Genomic DNA, 24,281 nt, shown 5'->3' on the forward strand with positions numbered 1-24,281 from the left:
GCGGCCCGGAGGCGCTCTCCGCCCCCGGCCGCCGGGCAAGGGCGCGTCAGCGCTCCTTGTCCTTGTCGCGCTTCTTGTCGTCGCTGGACTTCTTCCTGTCCTTCTCCTTCTTCGACTTCGACGCCACCTTCTTCGGCTCGTCACGACCGATCGCGATCTCCAGGCGATCACCGCGCGCCTTCGCCCTGTAGGCGGGCACGCCGTCCTTGAACTTCAAGGTGACCTCCGCGCCGTGCGGCGTGTTGACCACGCGCACCGACGCGATCCGCTTGTCCTTGCGGGCGAGGCCGCTGCCCGACGACAGCGCGCGCCGGTCGGGCAGCGACACCGTGAAGCCCATCGCGCCGGCGGCGCCGGTCACCTCCTCGATCGGGCCGTCCATCTTCAGCCGCAGCACGGTCGGGCTCCGCACGACCCCCCTGCCCCACTCCTGCGGCGCCGCCTGCTCGTCCTCCTCGTCCGCGTCCTCGTCGCCGGGCCCGCCCGGCATCCCGGGATCGAGCGAATCGTCGGCCTGAGCGCTCGACTCCGGCGGCGTGGGCGGCACCGGCTCGGTCGTCGACAGCGGCGTCGCGCCGAACAGCGGGACGTTCGCCGTCAGCGCGCCGCCCGCCGCGGCCGGCGCCGCGGCCGCCGCGAGCGCAGGCGCGCCGGACGCCGCCGGCAGCGCCGGCGCGCTCTCGGCGGTCCCGGCGACCTCACCCGAGGGGGCGTCGCCGCCGACCAGGCCGACCAGGCGCGCCGCGCCGAACAGCACGAGCACCGTCGCGAGGCCCAGGAAGCTCCCCAGCGCGGCGGCCTTCGGGTTGAAGCGCTGCGGCGGCTCCGCCGCCTCGCCGCCCGCCCCGGCGTCGGCCTCCTCGCGCACCAGCCGGCGCCCACCGGACTTGAGCGCGCCCGCCGGCGGCGGCGCCGTCGTGCGGCGCGCGCCGCCGTCCTTGCCCGCCCCGGCCCCCTCGCCGGCCGCGGCCGCGGCGCGCCGGTTCCGGATCCTCGCCACCACGCCGGCCATCGCGGAGGCCGCGCGCGAGCCGGCCCCGGCGAGCGCAGGCCCGAGCTTGCCCGCCACCACCTTGCCCGCCTTCGCGGCCTTCTCGCCCACGTCGCGCAGCCGGCTCGGCTGCCCGGCGGCGGCCGCCTCCGCCTCCGCCCCGTCCGGCGCGTCCTGTGCCGACGACGCGACCGCGTCCGACGCCGACGACGGCGCCTCTCCGCCCGCCCGCGCATCGCGCGGCGCCGGCGACAGATCGCCGTCCTGGTCGTCGCCGTCGTCGACCGCGGCCCGGCCGCTCGCGCCGGCGGCCGGCTCGGCGCTCGCGCCGGCCGGCGCGTCCTCGGCCCGATCGCGCGGCGGCGGCGACGACGGGCGCGCCGGCGTCGCCGACACGCGCGCCGTCGCGCCGTCGTCTGCCGGCGCGCGCGGCGGCGCCGCCGACGGGCGCGCCGTCGCGCCGTCGTCTGCCGGCGACGGCCTCGCCGGGGGCTGGCTGGCCGAGGTCGACGCCGGCCTCGCCGGGGCCGAGGGCTGGCTGACCAGGGTCGGCGACGGCCTCGCCGGGGGCTGGCTGGCCGAGGTCGACGCCGGCCTCGCCGGGGGCTGGCTGGCCGAGGTCGACGCCGGCCTCGCCGGGGGCTGGCCCTCGGACGGCGCGAGCCGCGGCCGCGACGCCCTGGCGACGCGCGGCGCGTCATAGCGCAGCGACACCACGAGCTGCGGCACGCTCGTCGCCGGGTCGATCTCGACCTTCACGTGGTCGATGTACGCCTCGCGGCGCGCGCCCCGCTCGACCTCCTCCAGCTCGAGGGTGCGACCCACCTTGAGGAACTCCAGGTTGGACCCGACCTCGAGCTCGTCGGACCCGCCCGCGCGCACGCGCGCCTTCATGGGCGAGCCCAGCCCGTCGATGTGGAGCCGCACACGCGCGCCCCGCTGCGCCGCCTCGAGGGCGGCCGGCGCCGCGGCGGCGGGGGCGGCGAGCTCCGACGCGGGGCGCGCCGCGCCCGCGTCCATCGAGGCGCACATCGCGCGCACCGTCTCCTCCGCCTCGGCGTCGAGGCCGGTGAAGCGCAGGCCGAACTCCCCGCCGCGCGCCTGCTCGGCCCGCCAGCAGACCTCGCCCTCGACGACGAGCTCCTTGCCGAGCCCGTCGAAGCGGCAGATCAGCGCGTCGCCGACCTTCGGCAGGTACGCCGTGCGCAGGCGCATTCCCTCCGGGGACATGTCGATCGACTCGGCCTCGAAGCCGCCGCCCGACGTCTCGCCGACCGCGACGAGCGCCTCGATGCGGACCCGCTGACCGGCGCCTCCGCGCCGCTCTCCGCCGCCCTCGCGATCTCTCTCCACGGATTCCGGCGCCTTGCGAACGCCATCTCCCTCTGCGCCTCGAACGTTCATGCGTCCACTCCTCCGCCCTCTGCCGCGAGGCCGCGCCCGCGATCGCAGGCCCTCCGCCCAGCAGAGAGGCCCTCCGGCCGGCAGTACGGCCGAAGCCTCGCGGTGGCCAAGTTTTGGAGAGCGCGCGGGCAGCGGCGCAGCGCGGCGCGGCGGCGTCGCGCGGGCGCCCGGCCGACCGCTCGCTTCGCCTGGCGCGCCGGGGGGCAAACGTGGGAAGCTCGCGGAGATGGGCCAAGACGAGCCGCCGCAGAAACGCGACAAGTCCGTGCCGGCCGCGAGCCAGGACGTGGTGTTCATCCACGGCCCCGTCGAGCAGGGCGAGGGCTTCCGGGTGATCAGGAGCCGGGAGGACCGGATCGAGATCGGGGAGCTGCGGCCCACCGAGCACGGGCGCCCGCTGACCGGAGACCTCGTGAAGCTGACGCAGCGGCCCGAGCACGGACGGCTCTTCGACGTGGAGGTGCTCGTCCCGGCGCCGCACGCGGCAGAGGCGCGGCGCGCGGGCCCCGCGCAGGTCGCGACCGACACCTACCGCTCGAACTGGGAGGCGATCTTCGGCCGGCGCGAGGAGAACAAGCTCACCAACTGATCCGGCTCGATGATCTCCGCCCCGTGGTGGAGAAGGTCGTCCGCCGCATGGCCGTGCAGCAGGTCCGCAAACTTGGCATCGGCTGCTGCGCCGTTTTCCATCCCAAACGTATACAATACCCCCCCAGGCTCCGTCGCCTGACGGCGTTGCGGGAAGGCTCGGCGTCGGAGGGAGAGCGGCCACCACGGCGCACGGTGGGCGACGTCGGGGCGCGCTCTCCCGGGGTGGGGCACGTGTCGATTTCTGAGCCGTGGACGCGCCGAGCACGACACTGCTGGGCGTGACCCGAACGCGCCGCTCGACCGTCCCCCCCTTGACAGGGGTCGCGTCCGCCGCGCAGAGGGGTAGCGTGCAGGCGCTGCCGCTCTCCGCGACGGACGACGAGGCGCTGGCGCGCGCCGCGGCCCAGGGGCACCCGGGCGCCGCGCCGATCGTGTGGCAGCGGTTCGCGCCCCTCGTGCGCAGGATCCTGAAGCGCACCCTCGGGCCGGGCGACGAGGTCGACGATCACGTGCAGGACACGTTCCTGCGCTTCTTCCGCGTGGCCAAGGACCTGCGGGATCCGTCGCTCCTCTCGAGCTTCATCGTCGGCATCGCGGTGCGCGTCGCGCGCGCCGAGCTGCGCCGCAGGCGCCTGCGCCGCTGGCTCCAGCTCTCGAGCTCGGGCGAGCTCCCGGACGCCGGCAGCGCGCAGCAGGATCCGCAGGGGCGCGCGGCGCTCGCGCGGCTCTACCGCATCCTCGACCAGGTGGACGACCGGTCCCGGACGCTCTTCGTCCTCCGGTTCATCGAGGGGCTCGAGCTCACCGAGATCGCGGCCGCGCTCGGCTGCTCCCTCGCCACCACGAAGCGCCACCTCGCGCGCGCTTCGCACCGGATCCTCACCGCCGCGCAGCGCGATCCCGCGCTCTCGGCCTACCTGACGAAGGCCCCGCACGAGCTCGATCTGACCGGGAGCGTCCTTGCCTGCGGAGGAGAGCGCGATGAATGACGCGGAGAAGTTGAGCCGGCTCGCCGCCCTCGCGCGGCAGGGCATCCCTGCCGACGTCGACGCGGCGCACGACGCCGCCGAGCGCGACCGCTTCGTGGAGGCGGTGAGCCGCGGCGCGGCCGCGCGGCGCGCGGCCGGCCCGGGCCGCGCCTCCCCGTCGCGCTGGCTGCCGGCGCTGGCCGAGCGGCCGCGGTGGGGGTTCGCGCTCGCGGGCGCCGCGGCGCTCGCGGTCGCGCTCGTCGCCCTCTGGCCGGCCGAGCGGCTCGACTACGCCGTCGAGGGCGCGTCCGGGGCCGCGGGCGGGTACGTCTCCGCGCCCGCGGAGGCCGAGGCGCGGCTCCGCTTCACGGACGGGAGCACGGTCGCGCTCGCGCCGGGCAGCGCGCTGCGCGTGGCGGAGGTCGACGCGGCCGGGGCGCGCATGCTGCTGGAGGACGGCCGGGCGTCGCTGCGGGTCACGCCGCGGCCCAAGGCGCGCTGGGCCGTCGAGGCGGGGCCGTTCGCGGTGCTGGTCACCGGGACGGCGTTCGACGTGGCCTGGACGCGCGGCGACAGCACCCTGCGCGTCGACCTGCACGAGGGGAGCGTGACGGTGCGCGGGCCGCTCTCGCCCGACGGGCTGCCGCTCCGCGCCGGACAGCGGCTCGTCGTGCGGCTGCGCGAGGGCGACATGCAGATCTCGAGCATCGAGGCGGCGAGCGCGGCGCCATCGGGCGAGGGAGAGACGAACGGCCCCGGCGGCGGTGCGGATGGCGCCGCCGGGGTCGCACGGCCGGGAGGCTCGCGGGCAGAGGGGGCGCCCGCGGGCCTTCCGGACGCTGCGGTGATCGCAGCGCCGTCGGGTGAGGGAGAGACGAATGGCCCCGGCGGCGGTGCGGATGGCGCCGCCGGGGTCGCACGGCCGGGAGGCTCGCGGGCAGAGGGGGCGCCCGCGGGCCTTCCGGACGCTGCGGTGATCGCGGCGGCGCCGAGCTGGGCGAAGCGCGTGGCGGCGGGCGATTTCCGGTCGGTCCTGGCCGAGGCCGAGCAGCGGGGCCTCGACAGGGTCCTGAAGCAAGGCTCTCTCGACGACCTGGTCGCCCTCGGGGACGCGGCGCGGTACGCGCGGCGCGGCGACGTGGCGCAGCGCGCGCTCTCGACGACGCGCAAGCGGTTCCCGGGGACGAGCCAGGGCAAGGCGGCGGCCTTCCTGCTCGGGCGCCTCCTCGACGACGGCGGCTCGCCCGGGTCGGCCATCGCCTGGTACGACACCTACCTCGCCGAGGCGCCCGGGGGGCCGTTCGCGGCCGAGGCGCTCGGCCGCAAGATGGTGGCGGTCGAGCGCACGGGCGGCCGCGCGGCGGCGCGGCCCATCGCGGAGCTCTACCTGAAGCGCCACCCGCGCGGCGCGCACGCGCCCGTGGCGCGCGATCTCGTGAAGCCGTGACCTCCTGAAGCCGTGACGCCCGGCAACGCACGGCGCCGGGGCGACCGCGCCCCGCGGCCCGCGGCGTGACGGATCGCTCCTTGCAGCCAGGCGGCGCATGCGTTGGATCGGACGCGCCTTGTCCCGTGCAGGGCGCAAAGGATGCGTGTCCTCGGCGCGCCGAGCCGCAGAGATTGCGGTTTTCCTGCTGCCCGTGGCCTTGCTCGGCGGTTGCGGCGATGAAGAGGAGCCGCCGGACCTGCGGCAGCCGGCGGGCTGGGACGACGCGCTGCGCCTGCCGGACGCCGAGGATCACGACCCTGCGCCCGACGTGGTCGAGGTGCACCTCGAGGCGAGGGTGGTCGAGCTCGAGGTGGTCCCGGGGCTCGTGACCGAGGTCTGGACCTACAACGGGATGCTCCCCGGTCCGACCATCCGCGCGAAGAAGGGCGATCGCGTGGTGGTGAAGTTCGAGAACCACCTGCCCGAGGCGACGACCGTCCACTGGCACGGCCTGCGCGTGCCGGCGGCGATGGATGGGACGGAGCACATGCAGAAGCCCATCGAGCCGGGAGAGGGCTTCGAGTACTCCTTCATCGTGCCTGACGCGGGCACGTTCTGGTACCACCCGCACCTCCGCTCGAGCGCCCAGGTCGGGGCGGGCCTCTACGGCGCGTTCGTGGTCGAGGAGGCCGCGGAGGAGGCGCCGCTCGGCGACGAGCTGCTGCTCGTGATGAGCGATATCGACATCGAGGAGGACGGCTCGCTCGCCCCTGGCGACGCGCAGGGGTGGTTCGGCGATTACTTCGGGCGCGAGGGCTGGACCGTCCTGGTGAACGGGAAGATCCTGCCGACGGTCGCGGCGCGGGTGGGTGTGCCGCAGCGCTGGCGGGTGGTGAACGCGGCGCGCGCCCGCTACTTCCGGTTCGCCGTGCCCGGCCAGGCGCTCGTGCAGATCGGCGGAGACGGGGGCCTCTCGGAGCGCCCGCTGCCGGTGGACGAGGTGACGCTCGCGCCGGGGGAGCGCGCGGAGCTCTACATGCTGCCCGTCGAGGGCGAGTCGGTGGTGATCCCGCGCCTCGACGCGAACCGATTCCACCTGCCAAGGGTGGAAGAGCCCGGGGAGCTCATGCGCCTCGAGCTGGTCGACGAGCCCCCGGGGCACGGCGCGCCGCCGCTCCCCGCGCGGCTGGCCGAGATTGCCGCGATCGACATCGCGGGCGCGCGAGAACAGGGGGTGGAGTTCATGGAGCAGGGTGATCCCGACGGAGCGGTGCTCGGGATCAACGGCCAGACGGACGGCTCGCTCACGCTGTCTGCAAAGACGAACACGGTCGAGGTCTGGACATTGACCAACACCACCGAGTACGACCACCCGTTCCACCTGCACGGGTTCTCCTTTCAAGTGCTCGACATCGACGGTGTCGCGCCCCCCGTGCGCGCATGGCGCGACACCGTGAACACCGTGCCTGGAGAGACCCTGCGGATCGCCATCCCGTTCGACGACCGCGCCGGCATGTGGATGTTCCACTGTCACATCCTCGATCACGCGGATCTGGGGATGATGGCGATGCTCCACCTGATGCCGTGAACGGCCCCCCCGCCGCCGCTCGAGGCGGCGGGCGCCGATCCCCTGCCCAGATCCGTCCTGAATCTCGCTACCACCGGACGCCTCGCGGCCCGCGCGCGCCTCACCCGCCGCGGCCTCCTCGCGCCGTGATGCGCCGCCGCCCCCGCCGGCGATCTGATAAGCCATGGACGCGTGCGCTCCTTCACCCTGCTCGTCCCCTGGCTCCTGCTCGCGCCGGCGCTCGCGGCGACGCGGGCCGACGCGGCGCCGCCCGCCGCGCCCGCGCGGAAGGCGGCGGCCGCCGCGTCGCGGGTGGCGATCGTCGAGGCCGACGCCGACGACGCGCTGGTCCGCGAGGCGGCCACGCGGCTCCGGGCCGAGCTCGGCGCGGCGGGGTTCGAGGTGGTGAGCGTCCCGCGGGCGCCCGGCGGCGACGTGCGCGCGGGCCTCGAGCGCGCCGCCGAGGAGGCGGGCGCGTTCGCGGCCGCGACGATCTTCCGCTCCCGGAGGGGCGCGACCGCCGACCTCTGGATCGTCGACCGGGTGACGCGGAAGACGGTCGTGCGGACCGTGGAGGTGGCCGGCGCCGCGGCCCCCTCCGTGATGGCCGTGCGCGCGGTCGAGCTCCTCCAGGCGAGCCTGCTGGAGGCGAGCCTGCTCGAGGCCGACGCGCGGCCGGCCGGCGCGGCGGACACCGGCGTCGCCGTCCCCGACGACGTGCGGCGGTGGATGGCCCCGGCGCGGCGGCGGGCCGGGATGGCGCCTCGGCCGCAGCGGGCCGGGATGCTCGCGGGGATCGGGGTGGAGGCCGGCATCGTGGCGCTCGCGAGCGCGGGCGGCATCGGGCCGGCGTTCGGGCCGGCGCTGCGGCTCTCGTACGGCGGCGGGGCCGAAGGCGGCGGAGGGTGGCTGCCCGCCGGGCTCGCGGCGCGGCTGTCGTTCGCGGGGCCGACGCTCGCGCCCGCGCTCGAGGGCGCGCTCGGCAAGGTGTCGGTCCGGCAGGAGCTGGCGCTGCTGGAGGCGGTGTGGGCGCTGGAGACGGGGACCTCGATCTCGCCCGTGCTCTCGGCGGGCGTCGGCGGCACCCACCTCTTCATCAGCGGCGATCCCCTCCCGCCGCTCCGGAACGCCACCGGCGAGGTGTGGTCGTTCGCCGCGGACGTGGGCGCCGGCGCCGGGGTGCGCGTCACCGAGCGGGCGGCGCTCCTCCTGGACGCGCACCTCATCGTCGCCGAGCCGGGCGCCGTGGTGACGCTCGGCGGCGAGCGGCTCGGCGCCGCGTGGAGGCCGACGTTCGCGGGGTTCCTGGGGCTGCTCGTGCAGCTCTGACCCGGGCTCGCGGCGCGGCGCCGGTCGACGCCTCCGCGGAGGAAGGGGCGCGTCCGGCGCCGTGCTAGCCTGCGGCCCGACGCCCGTTCGTCCTCGCAGGGAGGGTTCGAGATGACACAGGGGATCTCCGACGAAGCCGCGCAGCAAGCCCGTGCCTTCGACGCCATCGGCGCGCGATACGAGACCGTGTTCGGGACGAACGCGACCCAGAGCGCGAGCCTCGACTGGCTGAGCGCCCGGCTCCGCCCGGGCGCGCGCGTCCTCGATCTCGGGTGCGGCACCGGCCGCCCCACGGCCGAGCGCCTCGCGCGCGCCGGGCACGCGGTGACCGGCGTCGACGTCTCCGAGGGGATGCTGCGCATCGCACGCGAAAAGGTGCCCGGCGCGACCTTCCTGCACGCGGACATGACGGCCGTGGACTTCCCCGGAGGCGCGTTCGACGCCATCACGAGCTTCTTCGCGATGCTCATGCTGAGGCGGGCCGACATCGAGCGATTGCTGGGCAAGATGCACGGCTGGCTCTCGCCGGGCGGTTATCTCGTCTGCTCGATGGTCGAGGGCGATTTCGACTATCTCGGGATGACGTTCCTCGACCAGCCCGTGCACCTCTCCGCCTATCCGGCCGCCGCGCTCGCCGAGCGCCTCCGGGCGGCCGGCTTCACGATCCTGGAGCAGCACGCGCCGGAGTTCGTCCCCGCCGAGGGCGCGCACCCCGAGACGCAGCTCTTCTTTCTCTGCCAGCGCGCGTGACCGGGGCGCGCCGCGGATCGGCCCCGCGAGGCGCCGCCCCTGCGCGCCGCGCGCGCGGCGATTCGCGCCGACGCCGCCGCGCCGCGCGCGACGGCGTCGGCCGCGCGCGGAGGCGGATCCATTGCGCCGAAAGGTCGGGGGCGCCGCGGCGATCGAGGGTGGGCTTTCCCTTGACAACAGGCCGGTCGATCGCGCCTGCTGACGTCCGGCCCTCGCTGCGTTCCCCGGGGGGAATCGCACGGCGAAACGCGCATGAGCACCGGACTGGACATCTCCGCAACGCTGCATCGCACGGTACAGGACGCCTTGAACAGCCTGCCCGGCGCGCAGCGCGGGGCGTTGCTGATCCGGGACGGAGAGCGCCTGATCCTCCGGGCCGCCGTCGGCTTCGAGGACGCGCTGCCGTACCGGCTGCGGATCCCCGCCGACGCGGGGCCGGCGAGCGGGCTATCCCTCCTGGGCCCGGCGAACCGCGCGCGCGTCGTGCCGGCCGACGCGTGGTACCGCGCCCACCTGCCGGGCGCGACGGCGCCGGATCGGCTGCCCGCGGGCGCGGCGATGGTCCTCGCGCCGGTGCGCATGCACGGGGAGCCGATCGGCGTGCTCGCCCTGGAGCAGCCGGCCGAGGAGGCGCCCGCGGCCGAGCGCTGGGCGCGGCTCCTCTCCCTGGCCGACGGCGCCGCCGCGGTGCTGGAGCGACGCGCGCTCTACGACGACAAGGCCCGGTCGGCCCACGAGTCGCGCCTGCTCGAGGAGGTGCTCAACGCGGTGGCCGCGCGGGCCAGCCCGCACAATCTCGTGGAGATCGTCTCGTACGGCATCAAGAGCGTGCAGCTCGGGCCGCAGTGGACCGCCGTGACGCTCGTCCTGCTGGAGGACGCCGGCCGCGAGGCCCCCGCCGCGGCCGGCGACGGGAGGCCGCGTGAGGTCCGCGTCTACAGGGTCCCGCGGCGCGCGCCGACGGCGTACTGGAACAACCTGCGCGACGGCGCCCTCGCCGCCGGGCGCAACCTCGGCGTCTTCGTGGACCACCGCCTCGGCGGCGTCGACGGCCCGACGGGCCAGAGCGCGCTCGTCGACGAGGGCGTCCGCCGGGGCGTGCACGGCATCGCCGTGGCGCCGATGGACCCCGCGGGCATCGAGCCGGCCCTCCGGCGGGCGGCGGAGGCGGGGATCCCGGTGGTCACGCTCGACGCGCCGCCGATCGAGGGCAGCAGCGCCCTCGCCTACATCGGCACGGACAACGTGGCGGCGGGCCGGCTCGCCGGCGAGATGATGGCGCGGCTGCTCCCCGGAGGGGGCAAGGTGGGGACGCAGGCGGCCTCGTTCCGCGCCGAGAACGGCCCGGCGCGCATCCGGGGGTTCGGCGCGGCGCTCGCCGGCACGGCCGTCGCGCCGCAGCCGCCGTCCGAGAACCGGTACGATACGGCGCTCGGGGTGCGGCTCGCCGTGGAGGCCTTGCGGCAAGGCGAGCTGGCCGGCGCGTTCGGGGCGTGCGCCGAGAATGGCCCGGCGTGGGGAGAGGCCGCCAGGGCCGCTGGCCGGGCGGGCGATCTCAAGATCGTCGCCTTCGATCTCGTCGCGGAGACGATCGCGATGCTCCGGGAGGGCACCATCCACGCGGCCGTCGTCCAGCGCGAGTACGAGATGGGGTATTGCGCGGTGCAGCTGCTCCACGACATGGCCACGCGGGGCGTCGAGGCGGCGCTGGCCGGGCTGCCCGCCCCGGCGCAGCCCGGGGGGCGGCGCTCGCCGCGCATCCTCGACACCGGCGTCGACCTCGTGACCCTCGAGCGCACGCCGTGGTCTCGCGCCCTGGCCGATCACCTGGCCCTGGATACGGGCCGCAAGGCCGCGAGCCGCAGGCGCGGCCTCGCGGGCGTGCGCCGCCCGGTCGAGCTGCTCGTGATCGCCGTCGACGTGGAGGAAGAGGGCTTCGTCGAGGAGAGCACCACCGTCGACGCGGAGTCGCTGGTCGGGCGCGTGCTGAGCTCGGGTCGGCCGGTGATCGTGGACACGCACGCGCCGCCGGGCGAGCTCCAGGGCATGAGCGACGTCGTCGAGGCGCGCGGGCGCGGGACCTGCACGCGGGCGGTCGTCCCGCTGCACGGTCGAGAGGCCGCGCTCGGCGTGCTCGTCCTCGACAGCGAGCGCCGGGACGCGTGCTCGCCGGAGGATCTCACGTTCATCGAGCGCGTCGCCGACATCATGGCCGTGGCGCTCGAGAACGTGCAGCTCCTCCAGCGGATCACCCAGCGGACGCTGGAGCTCGAGCAGGCGAACCGGCAGCAGGAGTCGCTGCTCAGCACGATCCACGAGCTCTCCACGCCCGTGGTGCCCATCGCCCGCAACATCCTGGTGATGCCGATCGTCGGCGCGATGGACACGCAGCGCTCTGGCCGCTTCATCGAGTCGCTGTTGCAGGAGATCACCGAGCGCCGCGCGAGCGTGGTGCTCATCGACGTCACCGGGATGGCGGCCGTCGACGCCGCGGCGGCGAGTCACCTCCTGGCGGCGGCGCGGGCGGCGAGGCTGCTCGGCGCCGAGGTGGTGCTCGCCGGCATCACGCCGGCGGCGGCGCGGCTCCTGGTCGAGCAGGGGATGGACCTCGGAGGTCTCGTCACCCACTCGACCCTGGAGCTCGGGTTCGTTCATGCGCTGTCGAGGACCGGCGGAAAGGTCATCTACAGCCGCAACTCGGGCCGCCCGCCGGCCTGACCGCCGCGGTCACTGCACGATCACCGGCTGGTAGTCGCTCCCGGTCGCGTTCGCGCAGAACCCGACGGAGACCGAGCCTCCCGGCGGGATCGCGGAGCCGTTGCTCTGGGTCACCGTCAAGACCGAGCCGCTCTGGCTGTATGCGGCGCCCCACAAGGTGAACACGTTGGACTCCCGGAGATCGATCAGGACGGTCCACGACGTCGCCTGCGTGGCCCCCGGGTTCGTGACGTTCAGGGTGGCGCAATAGCCGGTCCCCCAGTCCGTCATCAGCGAGAGCGCTCCGGACAAGGGCACCCCGGGTGAGAGGGCGTCGGGCGACAGCCCGTCGGTCGTGATCACCTCGCCGGATAGGACCCCCGCCTCCTCCTCGTCCCCTGTCGCGGCGGTGCACGCGGCAGCCGAGAGACCCAAGAAAGCCATCACCATCGCCGTACCGCAAGATCCGAGTCGCATCCTGTTCTCCAAGTTATGAGGAGACGCCGAGAGGGCGCCCCCGATCATGTAATAGACGTAGATTCATCATCTGACCATCACTCTGACGACGGATGAGATCGTTTTTTTTGCAAGCAATCACAGCAAAACATTCGCGCCCGACTGGAGCAACTCTGCCTATCCGTCAATCTTTTCACCTCGAACACAAGAGATCATGCGTTGGGGCCAACTACCCACATCGCGCGCGATTGACCCTCACAGCCCCACCACCGCTCCGGCCACCCACAACGGCCAACGATCCCCTCTATCCCCGCAGCCTCGATCGCGAGCGTCCGCGTCCACGCGTGCGCGGATCGCGAGGCGCCAGGAGACGGCGCGCGGACGGGCGCCGATTTGTGAAGACGAGCGCGGCTCCCGTAGACTGCGCACTCCCATGCTGCTCACGCTCACCACCACGCACCGCCCCGCCACGGAGCTCGGCTACCTCCTCGCCAAGAACCCGGCGCACACGCAGTCGTTCTCGCTCTCGTTCGGCGCGGCGCACGTGTTCTATCCCGAGGCCACCGAGGAGCGCTGCACCGCGGCCCTCCTGCTCGACGTCGACCCCGTGGCCCTCGTGCGCGGGCGGGCCCCGGGCGAGCCGGGCACGCTCGCGCAGTACGTGAACGACCGGCCCTACGTCGCCTCCTCGTTCCTCTCCGTGGCCATCGCGCAGGTCTTCGGCTCGGCGCTGGGCGGCAAGTGCCGCGATCGCCCCGAGCTCGCCGAGGCGCCGCTCCCGCTCTCCGCCACCCTCGAGGCGCTGCCGTGCCGCGGCGGCGAGGCGCTGCTCCGGCGGCTCTTCGAGCCGCTCGGCTACGACGTCGCGGCCGAGCGCCTCCCCCTCGACGAGGCGTTCCCGGAGTGGGGCCAGAGCGCCTACCTGCGCGTCACGCTCCGGAGGACGTGCCGGCTCAGGGAGCTGCTCACCCACCTCTACGTGCTCGTGCCCGTGCTCGACGACAAGAAGCACTATTACGTGGGCGACGCCGAGGTCGAGAACCTCCTCGCCAAGGGCGAGGGCTGGCTCGCGGACCACCCGGAGCGCGAGGCGATCGCGCTCCGCTACCTCAAGCACCACAGGCCGCTCTTCCGCGCGGCGCTCGCGCGCCTCGTCGCCGACGATGACGCGAGCCCCGAGGAGTCCGAGGACGACAAGGCCGCCCCCGAGGACCGGGCCGAGGCGCGCATGAGCCTCGACGAGGCGCGGCGCTCGGCCGTCGTCGCGGCCCTCCGCCGGGTCGGGGCGCGGAGCGTGCTCGACCTCGGCTGCGGCGAGGGCAAGCTGCTCCGGCGCCTCCTCGAGGAGCGCGCCATCGAGCGCGTCGCCGGCGCGGACGTCTCCCTGCGCAGCCTCGAGATCGCGCGCGAGCGGCTCCGCCTCGACGACCTCCCCGAGAAGCAAAGGCGCCGCGTCCAGCTCTTCCAGGCGTCGGTCACCTACCGCGACGCGCGCTTCTCGGGGTACGACGCCGTGACCCTGGTCGAGGTCATCGAGCACGTCGACCCCTCGCGCCTCGGCGCGCTCACCCGCAACGTCTTCGAGCACGCGCGGCCGCGCGTCGTCCTCGTGACCACCCCGAACGCCGAGTACAACGTGCGGTTCGAGGGGCTGCCGCGCGGCGCGCTCCGCCACGGCGACCACCGCTTCGAGTGGACCCGCGCCGAGCTCCACGCCTTCTGCGCGAAGGTCGCGGGCGCGCACGGCTACGCCGTCGAGCACCTGCCCATAGGCCCCGAGGATCCCGCGCTCGGCGCGCCGACGCAGATGGCCGTCTTCACGCGCGCGGGCGCCGAGGCGAGCCAGGCGGGGGTGCCGTCGTGAGCGCGCCGAGGCCCCTCGTCGTCCCCGCCCTCTCGCTCGTGGTGCTCGTCGGCGCGTCCGGCTCCGGCAAGAGCACGTTCGCGCGGGCCCACTTCAAGCCGACCGAGATCCTCTCGTCCGACCACTACCGCGGCGTCGTGTCCGACGACGAGAACGAGCAGGCCGCCTCGGCCGACGCGTTCGAGGTCCTGCGCTTCATCGCGGGCAAGCGGCTCGCGGCGGGGCGGCTGACGGTCGTCGACGCGACCAACGTGCAGGCGGACGCGCGCCGGCCGCTCGTGCAGCTCGCGCGCGAGCACCACGTGCTGCCGGTGGCGATCGTGCTCGACATGCCGGAGAAGCTCTGCCACGCGCGCAACGCGGGCCGGCCGGACCGGCAGTTCGGCCCCCACGTGGTGCGGGGCCAGAGCCGCGAGCTGCGCCGCGCGCTGCGGGACCTCCGGCGCGAGGGCTTCCGCTACGTGCACGTGCTCTCCTCGCCCGAGGAGGTCGCCGCGGCCGTGATCGAGCGGCAGCGCCTCTGGACCGATCGGCGCGACGATCACGGGCCGTTCGACGTCATCGGCGACGTCCACGGCTGCCTCGACGAGCTCGTGGAGCTGCTCGAGGCGCTCGGCTACCGGCTCTCGGGGCTGCCCGACGCGCCGCGCGCCGAGCACCCCGACGGCCGGCGCGCGATCTTCGTCGGCGACCTCGTGGACCGCGGACCGCGCTCGCCCGACGTGCTGCGCCTCGTCATGGCCATGGTCGAGGCGGGGACCGCGCTCTGCGTGGCCGGCAACCACGAGGTGAAGCTGCTCAGGAAGCTGCGCGGCAAGGACGTGCGGGTGACCCACGGCCTCGAGCGGACGCTCGAGCAGCTCGAGGCGGAGAACGACGCGTTCAAGGCCCAGGTGGCCGGGTTCCTCGACGGCCTGGTCAGCCATTACCTGCTCGACGACGGCAAGCTGGCGGTCGCGCACGCGGGGGTGAAGGAGGCGTTCCAGGGCCGCGGCTCGGGGGCGGTGCGCGACTTCTGCCTGTACGGCGAGACCACGGGCGAGATGGACGAGTACGGCCTGCCCGTCCGGTACAACTGGGCCTCGGAGTACCGCGGCCGGGCGATGGTGGTCTACGGCCACACGCCGACGACCGTGGCCGAGTGGGAGAACCGCACGATCTGCATCGACACGGGGTGCGTGTTCGGCGGGGCGCTCACGGCGCTGCGCTACCCCGAGCGCGAGCTCGTCGAGGTCAAGGCGCGGCGGGTGTACTACGAGCCGGCGCGGCCGCTCGCGCCGCGCGGGGGCGCGCCGGGGGCCGAGCCGCGCGGGCACGACGACGCGCTCGACATCGACGACGTGCGGGGCCGGCGCGCGATCCGGACGCGCGCGCACGGGATGGTGACGATCCGCGAGGAGAACGCGGCGGCGGCGCTCGAGGCGATGAGCCGCTTCGCCGCGGATCCCCGGTGGCTCATCTACCTGCCGCCGACGATGTCGCCGAGCGAGACGGCGAAGGACGGCGGCCTGCTCGAGCACCCGCGGGAGGCGCTCGCGTACTTCCGGCAGAGCGGCGTGGGGCGCGTCGTCTGCGAGGAGAAGCACATGGGGTCGCGCGCGGTGCTGGTCGCGTGCCGCGACGAGGCCGCGCGGCGGCGGCGGTTCCGCGTCGACGAGGGGCCGCTCGGCGCGTGCGTGACGCGCACGGGCCGGCCGTTCTTCGCCGACGAGGCGCGCGGCCAGGAGCTCATCGACCGGGTGCGCGCGGCGATGGACCGCGCCGGCCTGTGGGACGAGCTCGGCACCGACTGGGTCTGCCTCGACGCGGAGCTCCTGCCCTGGTCCGCGAAGGCGCAGGATCTCCTGCGCGGGCAGTACGCGGCCGTGGGCGCGGCGGGCCGGGCGTCGCTCGGCGCGGCGGTCCGGGCGCTCGAGCAGGCGGCGGCGCGGGACGAGAGCGCGCGGCCTTTGCTCGCGCGCCACGCGGCCCGCCGGGCGGCGATGGACGGGTACGTGGCGGCCTACCGGCGCTACTGCTGGCCGGTGCGCTCGCTCGCGGACCTCCGGCTCGCCCCGTTCCACCTGCTCGCGAGCGAGGGCGCCGTGCACGCGGCGCGGGACCACGGCTTCCACCTGCGCCTGCTCGCCCGCCTCTGCGAGGCCGATCCGGCGCTGCTCGTGCCGACCCCGCACCGGGTCGTCGACCTCTCGGACCCGGCGAGCGAGGCCGAGGCGGTGGCCTTCTGGACCGAGCTCGTCGCGCGCGGCGGCGAGGGGGTGGTGGTGAAGTCGTGGGAGTGGGTCGTCCGCGGCCCGCGCGGGCTCGTCCAGCCGGCGATCAAGTGCCGGGGCCCGGAGTACCTGCGCATCATCTACGGCCCCGAGTACCTGATGCCGGAGCACCTCGCGCGGCTGCGCAGCCGGAGCCTCTCCGGCAAGCGGGCGCTCGCGCTCCGGGAGTACGCGCTCGGCCTCGAGGCGCTCCACCGCTTCGTGGAGGGCGAGCCGCTCCACCGCGTGCACGAGTGCGTGTTCGGCGTGCTCGCGCTCGAGAGCGAGCCTGTCGATCCGCGGCTGTGACGGGATCCGGCGGGCGACGCGGGAGACGCGTGTCGGCCGGATCACCCCACCTGAACGAGAGCCTGGAGGGCGATACACCGCCGTGGGCGCGGCCGCATGGATTCCTGACATGGGATGCGATGCTGCCTTTCGCCCGCGGGGCTTCTGGTATGGTCCCGCGGCCATGTCCATCGACGATGTGACGGTCGACTCGCTGGAGGAGGAGAACAGGGATCTGCGCCGGCGCCTCGCCGAGCTCGAGCAGCGCCTCGCCGCGTACGAGACGGCGTCCGGGCCGGCGCGGGTGGAGGCGGGCGAGCGGGCGGCCGGGACACGCGGGGTCGGGCCGGCGGCGGTCGAGCACGTGGACATGCTCGCGGCCATCCTCGACAACGCGCCGCTGTACATCTACGCGAAGGATATCGAGGGTCGATATCTGCTGTTCAACCGCCGCTGCGAGGAGATCGCGGGGCGCTCGTTCGAGGAGGTCGCGGGGAAGACGGATTTCGAGCTCCAGCCCCGCGAGGCCGCCGAGATGTACGAGCGGCCCGAGCGGCAGGTGATCGCCTCGGGCAAGCCGCTCCAGATCGAGGAGGAGGTCCCGACCGCGGCCGGGACGCTGCACGTGCTCACCATCAAGTTCCCGCTCGTCGACGCGGCGGGGCGCGTCTACGGCGTGTGCGGGATCAGCAGCGATCTGACCGAGCAGCGGAGGGCGGAGCAGGAGAACCAGCGCCTCCAGGCGGAGGTGGTGCGCATGCAGGAGGCGACGCTGCGCGCGCTCTCGACGCCGCTCATCCCCATCGCCCGCGGCGTGCTCGTGATGCCGCTCATCGGCGACGTCGACCGGCGCCGCGCCGAGCAGATGCTGGAGACGTTGCTCGCCGGCGTCTCCGCGCGCGGCGCGCGGATCGCCATCCTCGACGTCACCGGGGTGCCGCGCGTCGGGCCCGAGGTGGCCGACGGCCTCGTGCGCGTGGCCCGGGCCGTGGGCCTCCTGGGCGCCCAGGTGGTGCTGACCGGGATCCAGCCCCGCCTGGCGCAGGAGCTGGTCGGCATGGGAGACGGGCTGAGCGGGCTCGTCACCCGCAGCACGCTCGAGAGCGGGATCGCCTACGCGATGAGCGCGGTGAGGGGCTGAGTCGTGCGCCCTGCGCCATCCACGCTGGAGAGGAGAAGACATCCCCAGCCGAGGACGCTGCCATGCCCACCACCGTCCGATCCGACACGAGCCGCGCCAAGGCGGCGCTGCAGGTCGTCCTCGTCGCCGCCATCCTGCTGGTGTCCCTCGCGCTCGGCCAGGCGACGCGCCCCGCCGGGCGAAGCCTCTCGCCGCGGGACGTCGCCCAGGGCGTCCTCGTCGGCGGTGGCCTCTTGCTCGGCAGCGTGGCCGTCACGCTGGCCGTATCTCGAGAGCGGTGGGACACGCTCGGCTTCCGGCGCGAGGCGCCGGCCGCCGTCCTCACCCGGGGCCTGCTCGGGCTCGGCGCCTGTTACCTGCTCGCCGGCGCGGGGACGGTCGTGTACGCGCTGGCAGCCGGCCTCGACCCCGCGCGGCTCGCCGCCGAGAAGACCGCCGCCCTCAGCGGCTTCGCCGAGCTTCCGCGGGCCCTCATCCTCCCGCTTTCGCTCTTCACCGGCGTCTACGAGGAGCTCGTCTTCCGCGGCTTCTTCCTCTCGCGCCTGCGCGCCGCCCTGTCGCGGAGCCCCCGTGATCACGCCGCCGCCGTCGGCGCCGTCGTGCTGTCATCCGCCCTGTTCGCGGTCGGTCACCTGTACCAATCCATGCTCGGCGTCGTGCAGACCTTCGCCATCGGCCTGGTGCTCGGGGCGCTCGCGGTGCGGCGGGACAACGTCTGGCCGTGCGTCGTGGCGCACACGGGCATCAACCTGATCGGGATGATCGCATTGCGGTTCACCTGAGATGGCGCGGGGAGCTGCCGCCGTGAATACCGACGCAGCGCCCCGGGGAGCCGACGAGCCGGCGGTGTGGATTGCACTACACGACCTCCACGGAGTCGTGCGATGCTGCGCCGACAGGAATCCTCTGCTTATGGATCACGTTTCTCCTGCGAAGGTCGTTCGAACCATGATCGAGGCCGGCGCGGCCAAGGCCGCCGCGCCCGTGCGCGATCTGCTGATCCGCGGCTTCCTCTCCGGCGCCCTGCTCGGCATCTCCACGAGCCTCGCCATCACGACCGCCCTCCAGACCAGCTTGCCTGTCGCCGGGGCGCTTGTGTTTCCGGTAGGTTTCGTGATGATCGTTCTGCTGGGGCTGGAGCTCGTGACGGGCAACTTCGCGCTGCTGCCCGTGGCGCTCGCGGACAGGCGCTGCGGCGCAGGTCAGGTGATCCGCAACCTCACCACGGTGTTCCTGGCGAACCTCGCCGGCAGCCTGTTCTACGGCGCGCTCCTCGCCGTGTCGCTCACCATGATGGGCAGCCAGGCGCCCGACGCCATGGCGAGCAAGATCGTCGCCATTGCGCAGGCCAAGACGCACTACCTGCATCTCGGTCTCCCGGGCTTCGTCGCCATGTTCGTGAGGGCCGTCCTCTGCAACTGGATGGTTTGCCTGGGCGTCGTCATGGCGATGACCTCCACCTCGACGGTCGGCAAGATCGTGGCGGCGTGGCTGCCGGTCCTCACCTTCTTTGCCCATGGCTACGAGCACGCCGTGGTGAACATGTTCGTCATCCCGGCGGGCATGCTCCTCGGCGCGCCGGTGAGCATGGCCGACTGGTGGATGGGAAATCAGATCCCGGTCACCCTGGGCAACCTGGTCGGCGGCAGCCTGTTCACCGGGCTCTTCCTGTACTGGACCTACAGGCCCCGCGAGGGAGAAGCGCAGGGGAAGGGGGAGGCGCGCGCGGCATCCCGGCGCGAGCGCGAAGAGCGCGGGGACGACGCCGTGAAGGGCCACGGCGAGCTCGACCCGCCGCGGCCCCGGTCGACCACGGCGGCGTGAAACGCCGCGCCCTTCCCCCCGGACTGCTCAGGGCGCCGCCATCTCACCCCGGATGGGGGCGCCGGGACGCCGCCATCCTCCCAGATCGGGGCGCCGGAGCGCCGCCATGACCGGGCCCGGCTGAATTGCCTCCCGGACAGGCTCGGCGGCATCCTTGACCGGCGTGGGTCTCCCCTACGCGGCGCGCGTCCGGCCGACGCCCCTCGCGGCGCGGTAGTCGGTGAACATCGACCCGAGGACGGTGGCAACCCCTGTTGCGATGTGCACCAGCGCGGCGAGCGGCGCGCGCTTTCTGTATCCGAACACGAACGGCGCCGCGATGACGGACGCGCTCCAGGCGTAATCGAGCGCCTCGTGGACCTCGATCGGGATCAGCTTCGCCAGGCTCATGCGGTAGTCGGTGAGCAGCGAGACGGAGATGACCGAGGCGCCGAGCAGGGCGCCGGCGAGCCGCGCCTCTGGCCGGTTCGAGGAGAGGCCGGCCAGGGCGACCGTGGCGCCGTTCGAGTAATCGAGGACGGAGTGGACGTCCTGGGGGATGACGCGCCGGATCGGCAGGAGGCCGAAGAGCAGCTTGGAGGGGATCGCCGCGTTGTGCTGAAACGCCGGCGCGATGAGCCCGGCCGCCGGCGCCGGCAGCATATCTTGCGGGTCTGGAGATACCACGGATTGTGTCATCGAGAACCTCCCGCCTGGGCCGGAAGCAAGCCGCGGACCGGGGGGGCGCGGCGCGCCGGAGGAGGTCGGCGGATCGTCTGGCCCGCGCGGCGGAGGAGATGGCCGTGCGCGACACGCGCCGGTCAGCTCAGTCCGCGGGAGGGTGCCCGCCCGCGATGACCCGGCAGCGTGCCGCGAGCTCGGCGCGGTTGAGGCGGAGCGCCACGACCGTGGCTCTGCCGGAGAGCGTCCTCGGATGAGAACAAACAGAATTTGAACCGCAGAGGCACAGCGGGCGCAGAGGAAGGCCGGGGACACGACGAGATCACAGGTTATGAACAACATGCTTGATACCGAGGCGCAGCGCGGGAACGTTGAACGTGATCAGAGGACCAATGGGGAGCCGCATGGTTTTCAGGCAGGAGAGGACCTGCGCCACACGGATTGGCGCGAGGTGTTCCACGACCTTGAGCTCCACGACAAGGCGCTCGGCGACGAGCAGATCGATTCTCCCCTCACCCACTTCGGTTGCGTCTCTCCGCTCGATCTTCCAATCATCACCGGTCGCCGCGCCCATCACAGCAGGGATGAGCGCCGCTCCCGCCCAACAATCAAGTCGTGTCGTGCTCCGTACTCACCGCGCCGGCCGCGGCTCTCGCGCGCGCCGTCGCGGCGGGCGAACGGCCTCTGGAGCGCCTCGCTCGGCGCCGTCGCGCAGGCCCACGGCGGGTGTCCCGGGTCGGTGGGGAGCCCCCGCGGCGCACCCGGGAGCACCTCGGGAGCCACCGCGCGGCATCACGACGACAGGCGGTCAGCGGTTGTGCCTGCATGCGCCAGTCATGTGACATCCGTGCCCCGCCACGCCGTCATCAGGCGCTCTCGGAGCCCGCCTGGTACGGTAGTTGAATCAGAGATCCCCGATGAGAACACGACGATTTGGTCATCTGGCTTGCCTCGCGCTCGTGCTGTCGAGCACAGGAATCCTCACCGCCTGCGCGGACGACGCCCCCGGGGGTCCGGGGGGGACCGGCGCCGGAGGCGGCGGCAACGGCGGCGCAGGGGGTACGGGCGGACACGGCGGAGACGGAGGAGGCGACGGCGGCGGCGGCAACGGCGGCGGCGACAGCGCGTGGCCCGTCGACACCTACCCGATCGACATCACCCCGTCCGAGGACTGGAAGAACGAGATCAGCTTCCCCTACGAGCCGTTCGCCGCCTGGTCTCCGGGCGCGAACGGGCCGACCTGGGTGAAGTTCACGGTGCTGATGCACGACCCCACCAAGGTCTATTACCAGGACAGCGTCAAGTACCCGTTCCACGGCGAGTTCGCCACGGCGCGCCTCGACCCGTTCGTCGGCATGTCGCTGGACGAGTACGACAACGTCTCTCTCCACGAGGAGGGACAGAAGGCCATCCTCGGCGCCGTCCTCATCTCCCCGCGGCCCGACAGCGCGCCGGAGTACGGCATCCAGCTCGTCCGGCAAGACGCCTATGATCCCGAGATGGCGCGCGTCGTCCTCGATCTCGTGAAGGACAGCGTCATCGCCCCTCAGGGCGCGCAGCCGTTCTATTTCCCGACGCACGAGCAGCGCGCGTCGGCCACGGAGCACAGCGCGTTCTTCCAGGCGGCCGGGTTCCCGGTGAGCTCGATCGCGCGGTGGCTCCAGGGCGACGCGTGCTACGCGACCGGTTGGGCCGTGGGCCGGCTCCGCCACGTCCCCGCGGACAGGATCGACGCCGCCTACCAGAGCGGCGAGCTCCGGGCCGAGGACATCCTCCTCACCGACTCGATCCCCGCGGAGGTGCCCTATGTGGCGGGCATCATCTCGCTGTCTCCCGCGACGCCGAACGCGCACACCGCGCTCCTCGCCACCTCGTTCGGCATCCCGTTCGTGTACCTCGGCGACGAGGCCGCCGCGGCGCGGGCGACGGCGCTCGACGGCAAGGACGTCGCGCTGCGCGCCTCGCTGGAGTACGGGGTCGAGTGCCGCGCCGCGCTGTTCGACATCGACGGGGCGATCGACCCGGCGGACCGGGATCAGCTCCTCGCGCTGAAGCAGCCCGGCAGCCTGGAGCTCCAGCCCAAGGAGCCGCTCGGCGCCTACTCCGCCTCCACCGAGGAGCTCGGCCCGGCCGACATCGTCCACGTCGGGGGCAAGGCCGCCAACTACGGCCTCCTGCGGGACTCCATCCCGGAGAGCTCGGACGTCGCGGTCGCGCTGTCGTTCGACCTCTGGGACGAGTTCCTCGATCAGGTCATGGCCGGCGGCAGCACCCTGCGCGCCGAGATCGCGGCGCGCCTCGGCGCCCACAGCTACCCGCCCGACATGCTGGCGCTCAAGTCCGATCTCGCGGCGATCCGGGACCGGATCAAGAAGGACACCGCCTTCACCGCGGGGCAGCGGCAGGCCATCGAGGCGGCCATCGCGGGCTTCTCGCCCACGAGGAAGATCCGGTTCCGGAGCTCGACGAACGTGGAGGACAGCGCCGTCTTCACGGGCGCGGGCCTCTACGACAGCTACAGCGGCTGCCTGGCCGACGACCAGGACGCCGACGACGCGGGGCCGAGCCTCTGCGAGGCGGACGAGCCGGAGGAGCGGGGCGTCTTCCGGGCGATCCGCAAGGTGTACGCGAGCTTCTACAACGACAACGCCTTCCTCGCCCGGCTGCTCCACGGCGTGGACGAGGACGACGTCGGCATGGGCGTCCTCGTCCACCACTCCTATCCCGACGAGGACGAGATGGCGAACGGCGTTGCGACGCTCTCGCGCGGGGTCTCGCACGCCGACGAGATCAAGCTCGTGACCCAGCTCGGGGCGCTCTCCGTCACCAACCCCGAGGGCGGCGCGCTGCCGGAGGTCGTGACCGTGAGCAGCCTGGGCGGCGAGACCTATGTCAACCTCGTGTCCGGCTCGACGCTCGTGCCGCTCGGCGGCCACGTGATGGCGTGGGAGGACGATTATCGCGCGCTCGCCGGCCTGCTCGGCCAGGTCGAGCAGCGGTTCCGCGAGGTGCACCCGGGCAAGACCTCGTACCTGCTCGATTACGAGTACAAGAAGATGAAGCCCGGCGAGCTCGTCGTGAAGCAGGTGCGCGAGGTCTCGCTCCCGGACACGACCCCGAGCCTCACGCCGTTCCTGCTCGGCGAGCCGCGGGAGCTCTGCACCTTCCAGGGCGAGTTCGCCGACGTGTTCGCGAACCACAGGCTCAAGGTGCGCGCGACCCTCACGCCGAGGAGCGCCTTCCTCACGCCGGCGGCCCTGGCCAGCACGCTCTTCGAGGACGCGACCCTCGCCCACGTCTCCGGCGCGTCGGTGGCGACGCGGACGGGGAGCCCGGCGGCGTGGCCGGCCGCGTCGCACGCGGTCGACGGCGAGAGGGTCACGGACTCCTTCACGGACGGCGCCGGCGCCGAGGAGATCACCTACTCGCTCGCCGCCTCGCCCGTCCCCGAGCTCTTGCCGCCGTCGCTCGGCCCCCTGATCGCGCTCCGCGACCTCGACCTGACCTTCAGCGCCACGTACGCGACGCCCGCGCCGGCGCTCGACTGGGAGCTCACCCCGATCACCGTGCCCTCGGAGACGGTGCGGCTCGGCGCGTGTCCGCCGGAGGGCCCCCCCGTCGAGGGCGCGCTGCTCCAGGAGCGCTCGCTCTCGTCCGCTTCCGGCGTCCGCGTGGCGACGTCGTTCTACTGGCCGCCGCCCCCCACGGGCCCCACGGCCGGCTACACGGCGCCCCTGCACAAGTGGGTGGAGACGCGCATCGAGGGGCTGACGAGCAGCCCGATCGTGCTCCGGGCCTACCACGCGCAGACGTACCGGCCTCAGCACCATAACTTCTCGGAGGATTTCATCTTCGAGCCGCGCCTGGAGCCGGGCCTCGACCCCGCGCTCCTCGCCGAGCTCGAGGCCAAGGACATCCGGCTCATCTATCTCCGCACCTCGGAGCTCCCGGAGATCGAGGAGCAGATGTGGACCCTCGACGCGGCGGGCGTGTTCCACGCGCTGAGCCTGGACTGAGCGGCACGGCCGTCGCCGTCGACCTCGGCGGCGCGGTCGCCTGCACAGGCCGCT

At 73.9% G+C, this 24,281-nt stretch carries 17 protein-coding genes; 13 read left to right on the forward strand and 4 right to left on the reverse strand.

The annotated features are described in order from the left end of the window. Positions 1 to 46: 46 nt before the first annotated feature. Positions 47 to 2,395 (reverse strand): PilZ domain-containing protein, encoded by a 2,349-nt coding sequence (locus tag WMF31_RS24615; RefSeq protein WP_436604281.1) that lies wholly within the window; start codon positions 2,393 to 2,395, stop codon positions 47 to 49. 226 nt (positions 2,396 to 2,621) lie between these two features. Between WMF31_RS24615 and WMF31_RS24620 the strand changes: the two genes are divergently transcribed. The 7 genes from WMF31_RS24620 (at position 2,622) to WMF31_RS24650 (ending at position 11,747) form a co-directional block, all read left to right on the forward strand. Next, positions 2,622 to 2,984, forward strand: a complete 363-nt coding sequence (locus tag WMF31_RS24620) for a hypothetical protein (protein WP_436604282.1) — start codon at positions 2,622 to 2,624, stop codon at positions 2,982 to 2,984. 349 nt (positions 2,985 to 3,333) lie between these two features. Then, positions 3,334 to 3,975, forward strand: coding sequence for an RNA polymerase sigma factor (locus WMF31_RS24625; protein WP_436604283.1), 642 nt, complete (start codon positions 3,334 to 3,336; stop codon positions 3,973 to 3,975). Further along, on the forward strand, positions 3,968 to 5,401 hold the full coding sequence (locus tag WMF31_RS24630) for a FecR domain-containing protein (protein WP_436604284.1): 1,434 nt from the start codon (positions 3,968 to 3,970) through the stop codon (positions 5,399 to 5,401). The genes WMF31_RS24625 and WMF31_RS24630 overlap by 8 nt, the downstream gene beginning before the upstream one ends. A 193-nt stretch (positions 5,402 to 5,594) precedes the next feature. Beyond that, on the forward strand, positions 5,595 to 6,971 hold the full coding sequence (locus WMF31_RS24635; RefSeq protein ID WP_436604285.1) for a multicopper oxidase family protein: 1,377 nt from the start codon (positions 5,595 to 5,597) through the stop codon (positions 6,969 to 6,971). 171 nt (positions 6,972 to 7,142) lie between these two features. Continuing rightward, on the forward strand, positions 7,143 to 8,279 hold the full coding sequence (locus WMF31_RS24640) for a hypothetical protein (RefSeq protein WP_436604286.1): 1,137 nt from the start codon (positions 7,143 to 7,145) through the stop codon (positions 8,277 to 8,279). A gap of 111 nt (positions 8,280 to 8,390) precedes the next feature. After that, entirely contained in the window at positions 8,391 to 9,029 is a 639-nt protein-coding gene (locus tag WMF31_RS24645) for a class I SAM-dependent methyltransferase (RefSeq protein ID WP_436604287.1), read from the forward strand. A 252-nt stretch (positions 9,030 to 9,281) separates the two neighbouring features. Further along, the gene (locus WMF31_RS24650; protein WP_436604288.1) at positions 9,282 to 11,747 is read left to right on the forward strand and encodes a substrate-binding domain-containing protein; all 2,466 of its coding nucleotides are present in this window, start codon (positions 9,282 to 9,284) and stop codon (positions 11,745 to 11,747) included. A 9-nt stretch (positions 11,748 to 11,756) separates the two neighbouring features. Here WMF31_RS24650 and WMF31_RS24655 read toward each other — a convergent pair whose 3' ends face one another. Next, entirely contained in the window at positions 11,757 to 12,170 is a 414-nt protein-coding gene (locus WMF31_RS24655) for a cellulose binding domain-containing protein (protein WP_165373165.1), read from the reverse strand. Between the two features lie 445 nt (positions 12,171 to 12,615). On the opposite strand from WMF31_RS24655, the gene WMF31_RS24660 reads away from it, so the two are divergent. The 5 genes from WMF31_RS24660 to WMF31_RS24680 all read left to right on the forward strand — a co-directional run bounded on the left by WMF31_RS24660 (position 12,616) and on the right by WMF31_RS24680 (position 19,551). Further along, positions 12,616 to 14,046, forward strand: a complete 1,431-nt coding sequence (locus tag WMF31_RS24660) for a 3' terminal RNA ribose 2'-O-methyltransferase Hen1 (RefSeq protein ID WP_436604289.1) — start codon at positions 12,616 to 12,618, stop codon at positions 14,044 to 14,046. Beyond that, positions 14,043 to 16,607 (forward strand): polynucleotide kinase-phosphatase, encoded by a 2,565-nt coding sequence (locus WMF31_RS24665; RefSeq protein WP_436604290.1) that lies wholly within the window; start codon positions 14,043 to 14,045, stop codon positions 16,605 to 16,607. Before WMF31_RS24660 ends, WMF31_RS24665 begins: the two co-directional genes overlap by 4 nt. Positions 16,608 to 16,770: 163 nt before the next feature. Next, positions 16,771 to 17,727, forward strand: a complete 957-nt coding sequence (locus WMF31_RS24670; protein ID WP_436604291.1) for a PAS domain-containing protein — start codon at positions 16,771 to 16,773, stop codon at positions 17,725 to 17,727. A gap of 62 nt (positions 17,728 to 17,789) precedes the next feature. Beyond that, positions 17,790 to 18,509, forward strand: a complete 720-nt coding sequence (locus WMF31_RS24675) for a CPBP family intramembrane glutamic endopeptidase (protein WP_436604292.1) — start codon at positions 17,790 to 17,792, stop codon at positions 18,507 to 18,509. A 130-nt stretch (positions 18,510 to 18,639) separates the two neighbouring features. Beyond that, positions 18,640 to 19,551 carry a formate/nitrite transporter family protein gene (locus WMF31_RS24680; RefSeq protein WP_436604293.1) on the forward strand — a complete coding sequence of 304 codons (912 nt, stop codon included), beginning with the start codon at positions 18,640 to 18,642 and terminating at the stop codon, positions 19,549 to 19,551. Between the two features lie 174 nt (positions 19,552 to 19,725). Here WMF31_RS24680 and WMF31_RS24685 read toward each other — a convergent pair whose 3' ends face one another. Together WMF31_RS24685 and WMF31_RS24690 are read right to left on the reverse strand one after the other, a co-directional pair. After that, positions 19,726 to 20,229, reverse strand: coding sequence for a hypothetical protein (locus tag WMF31_RS24685; protein WP_436604294.1), 504 nt, complete (start codon positions 20,227 to 20,229; stop codon positions 19,726 to 19,728). 304 nt (positions 20,230 to 20,533) lie between these two features. Continuing rightward, positions 20,534 to 20,785, reverse strand: a complete 252-nt coding sequence (locus WMF31_RS24690; protein ID WP_436604295.1) for a GxxExxY protein — start codon at positions 20,783 to 20,785, stop codon at positions 20,534 to 20,536. Positions 20,786 to 21,128: 343 nt separating this feature from the next. On the opposite strand from WMF31_RS24690, the gene WMF31_RS24695 reads away from it, so the two are divergent. Then, on the forward strand, positions 21,129 to 24,227 hold the full coding sequence (locus WMF31_RS24695) for a PEP/pyruvate-binding domain-containing protein (RefSeq protein ID WP_436604296.1): 3,099 nt from the start codon (positions 21,129 to 21,131) through the stop codon (positions 24,225 to 24,227). The last annotated feature ends 54 nt before the right edge of the window (positions 24,228 to 24,281 follow it).

The organism is Sorangium sp. So ce1036 (genome assembly GCF_051369805.1).
Classification (GTDB): Bacteria; Myxococcota_A; Polyangia; order Polyangiales; family Polyangiaceae; genus Sorangium; species Sorangium cellulosum_F.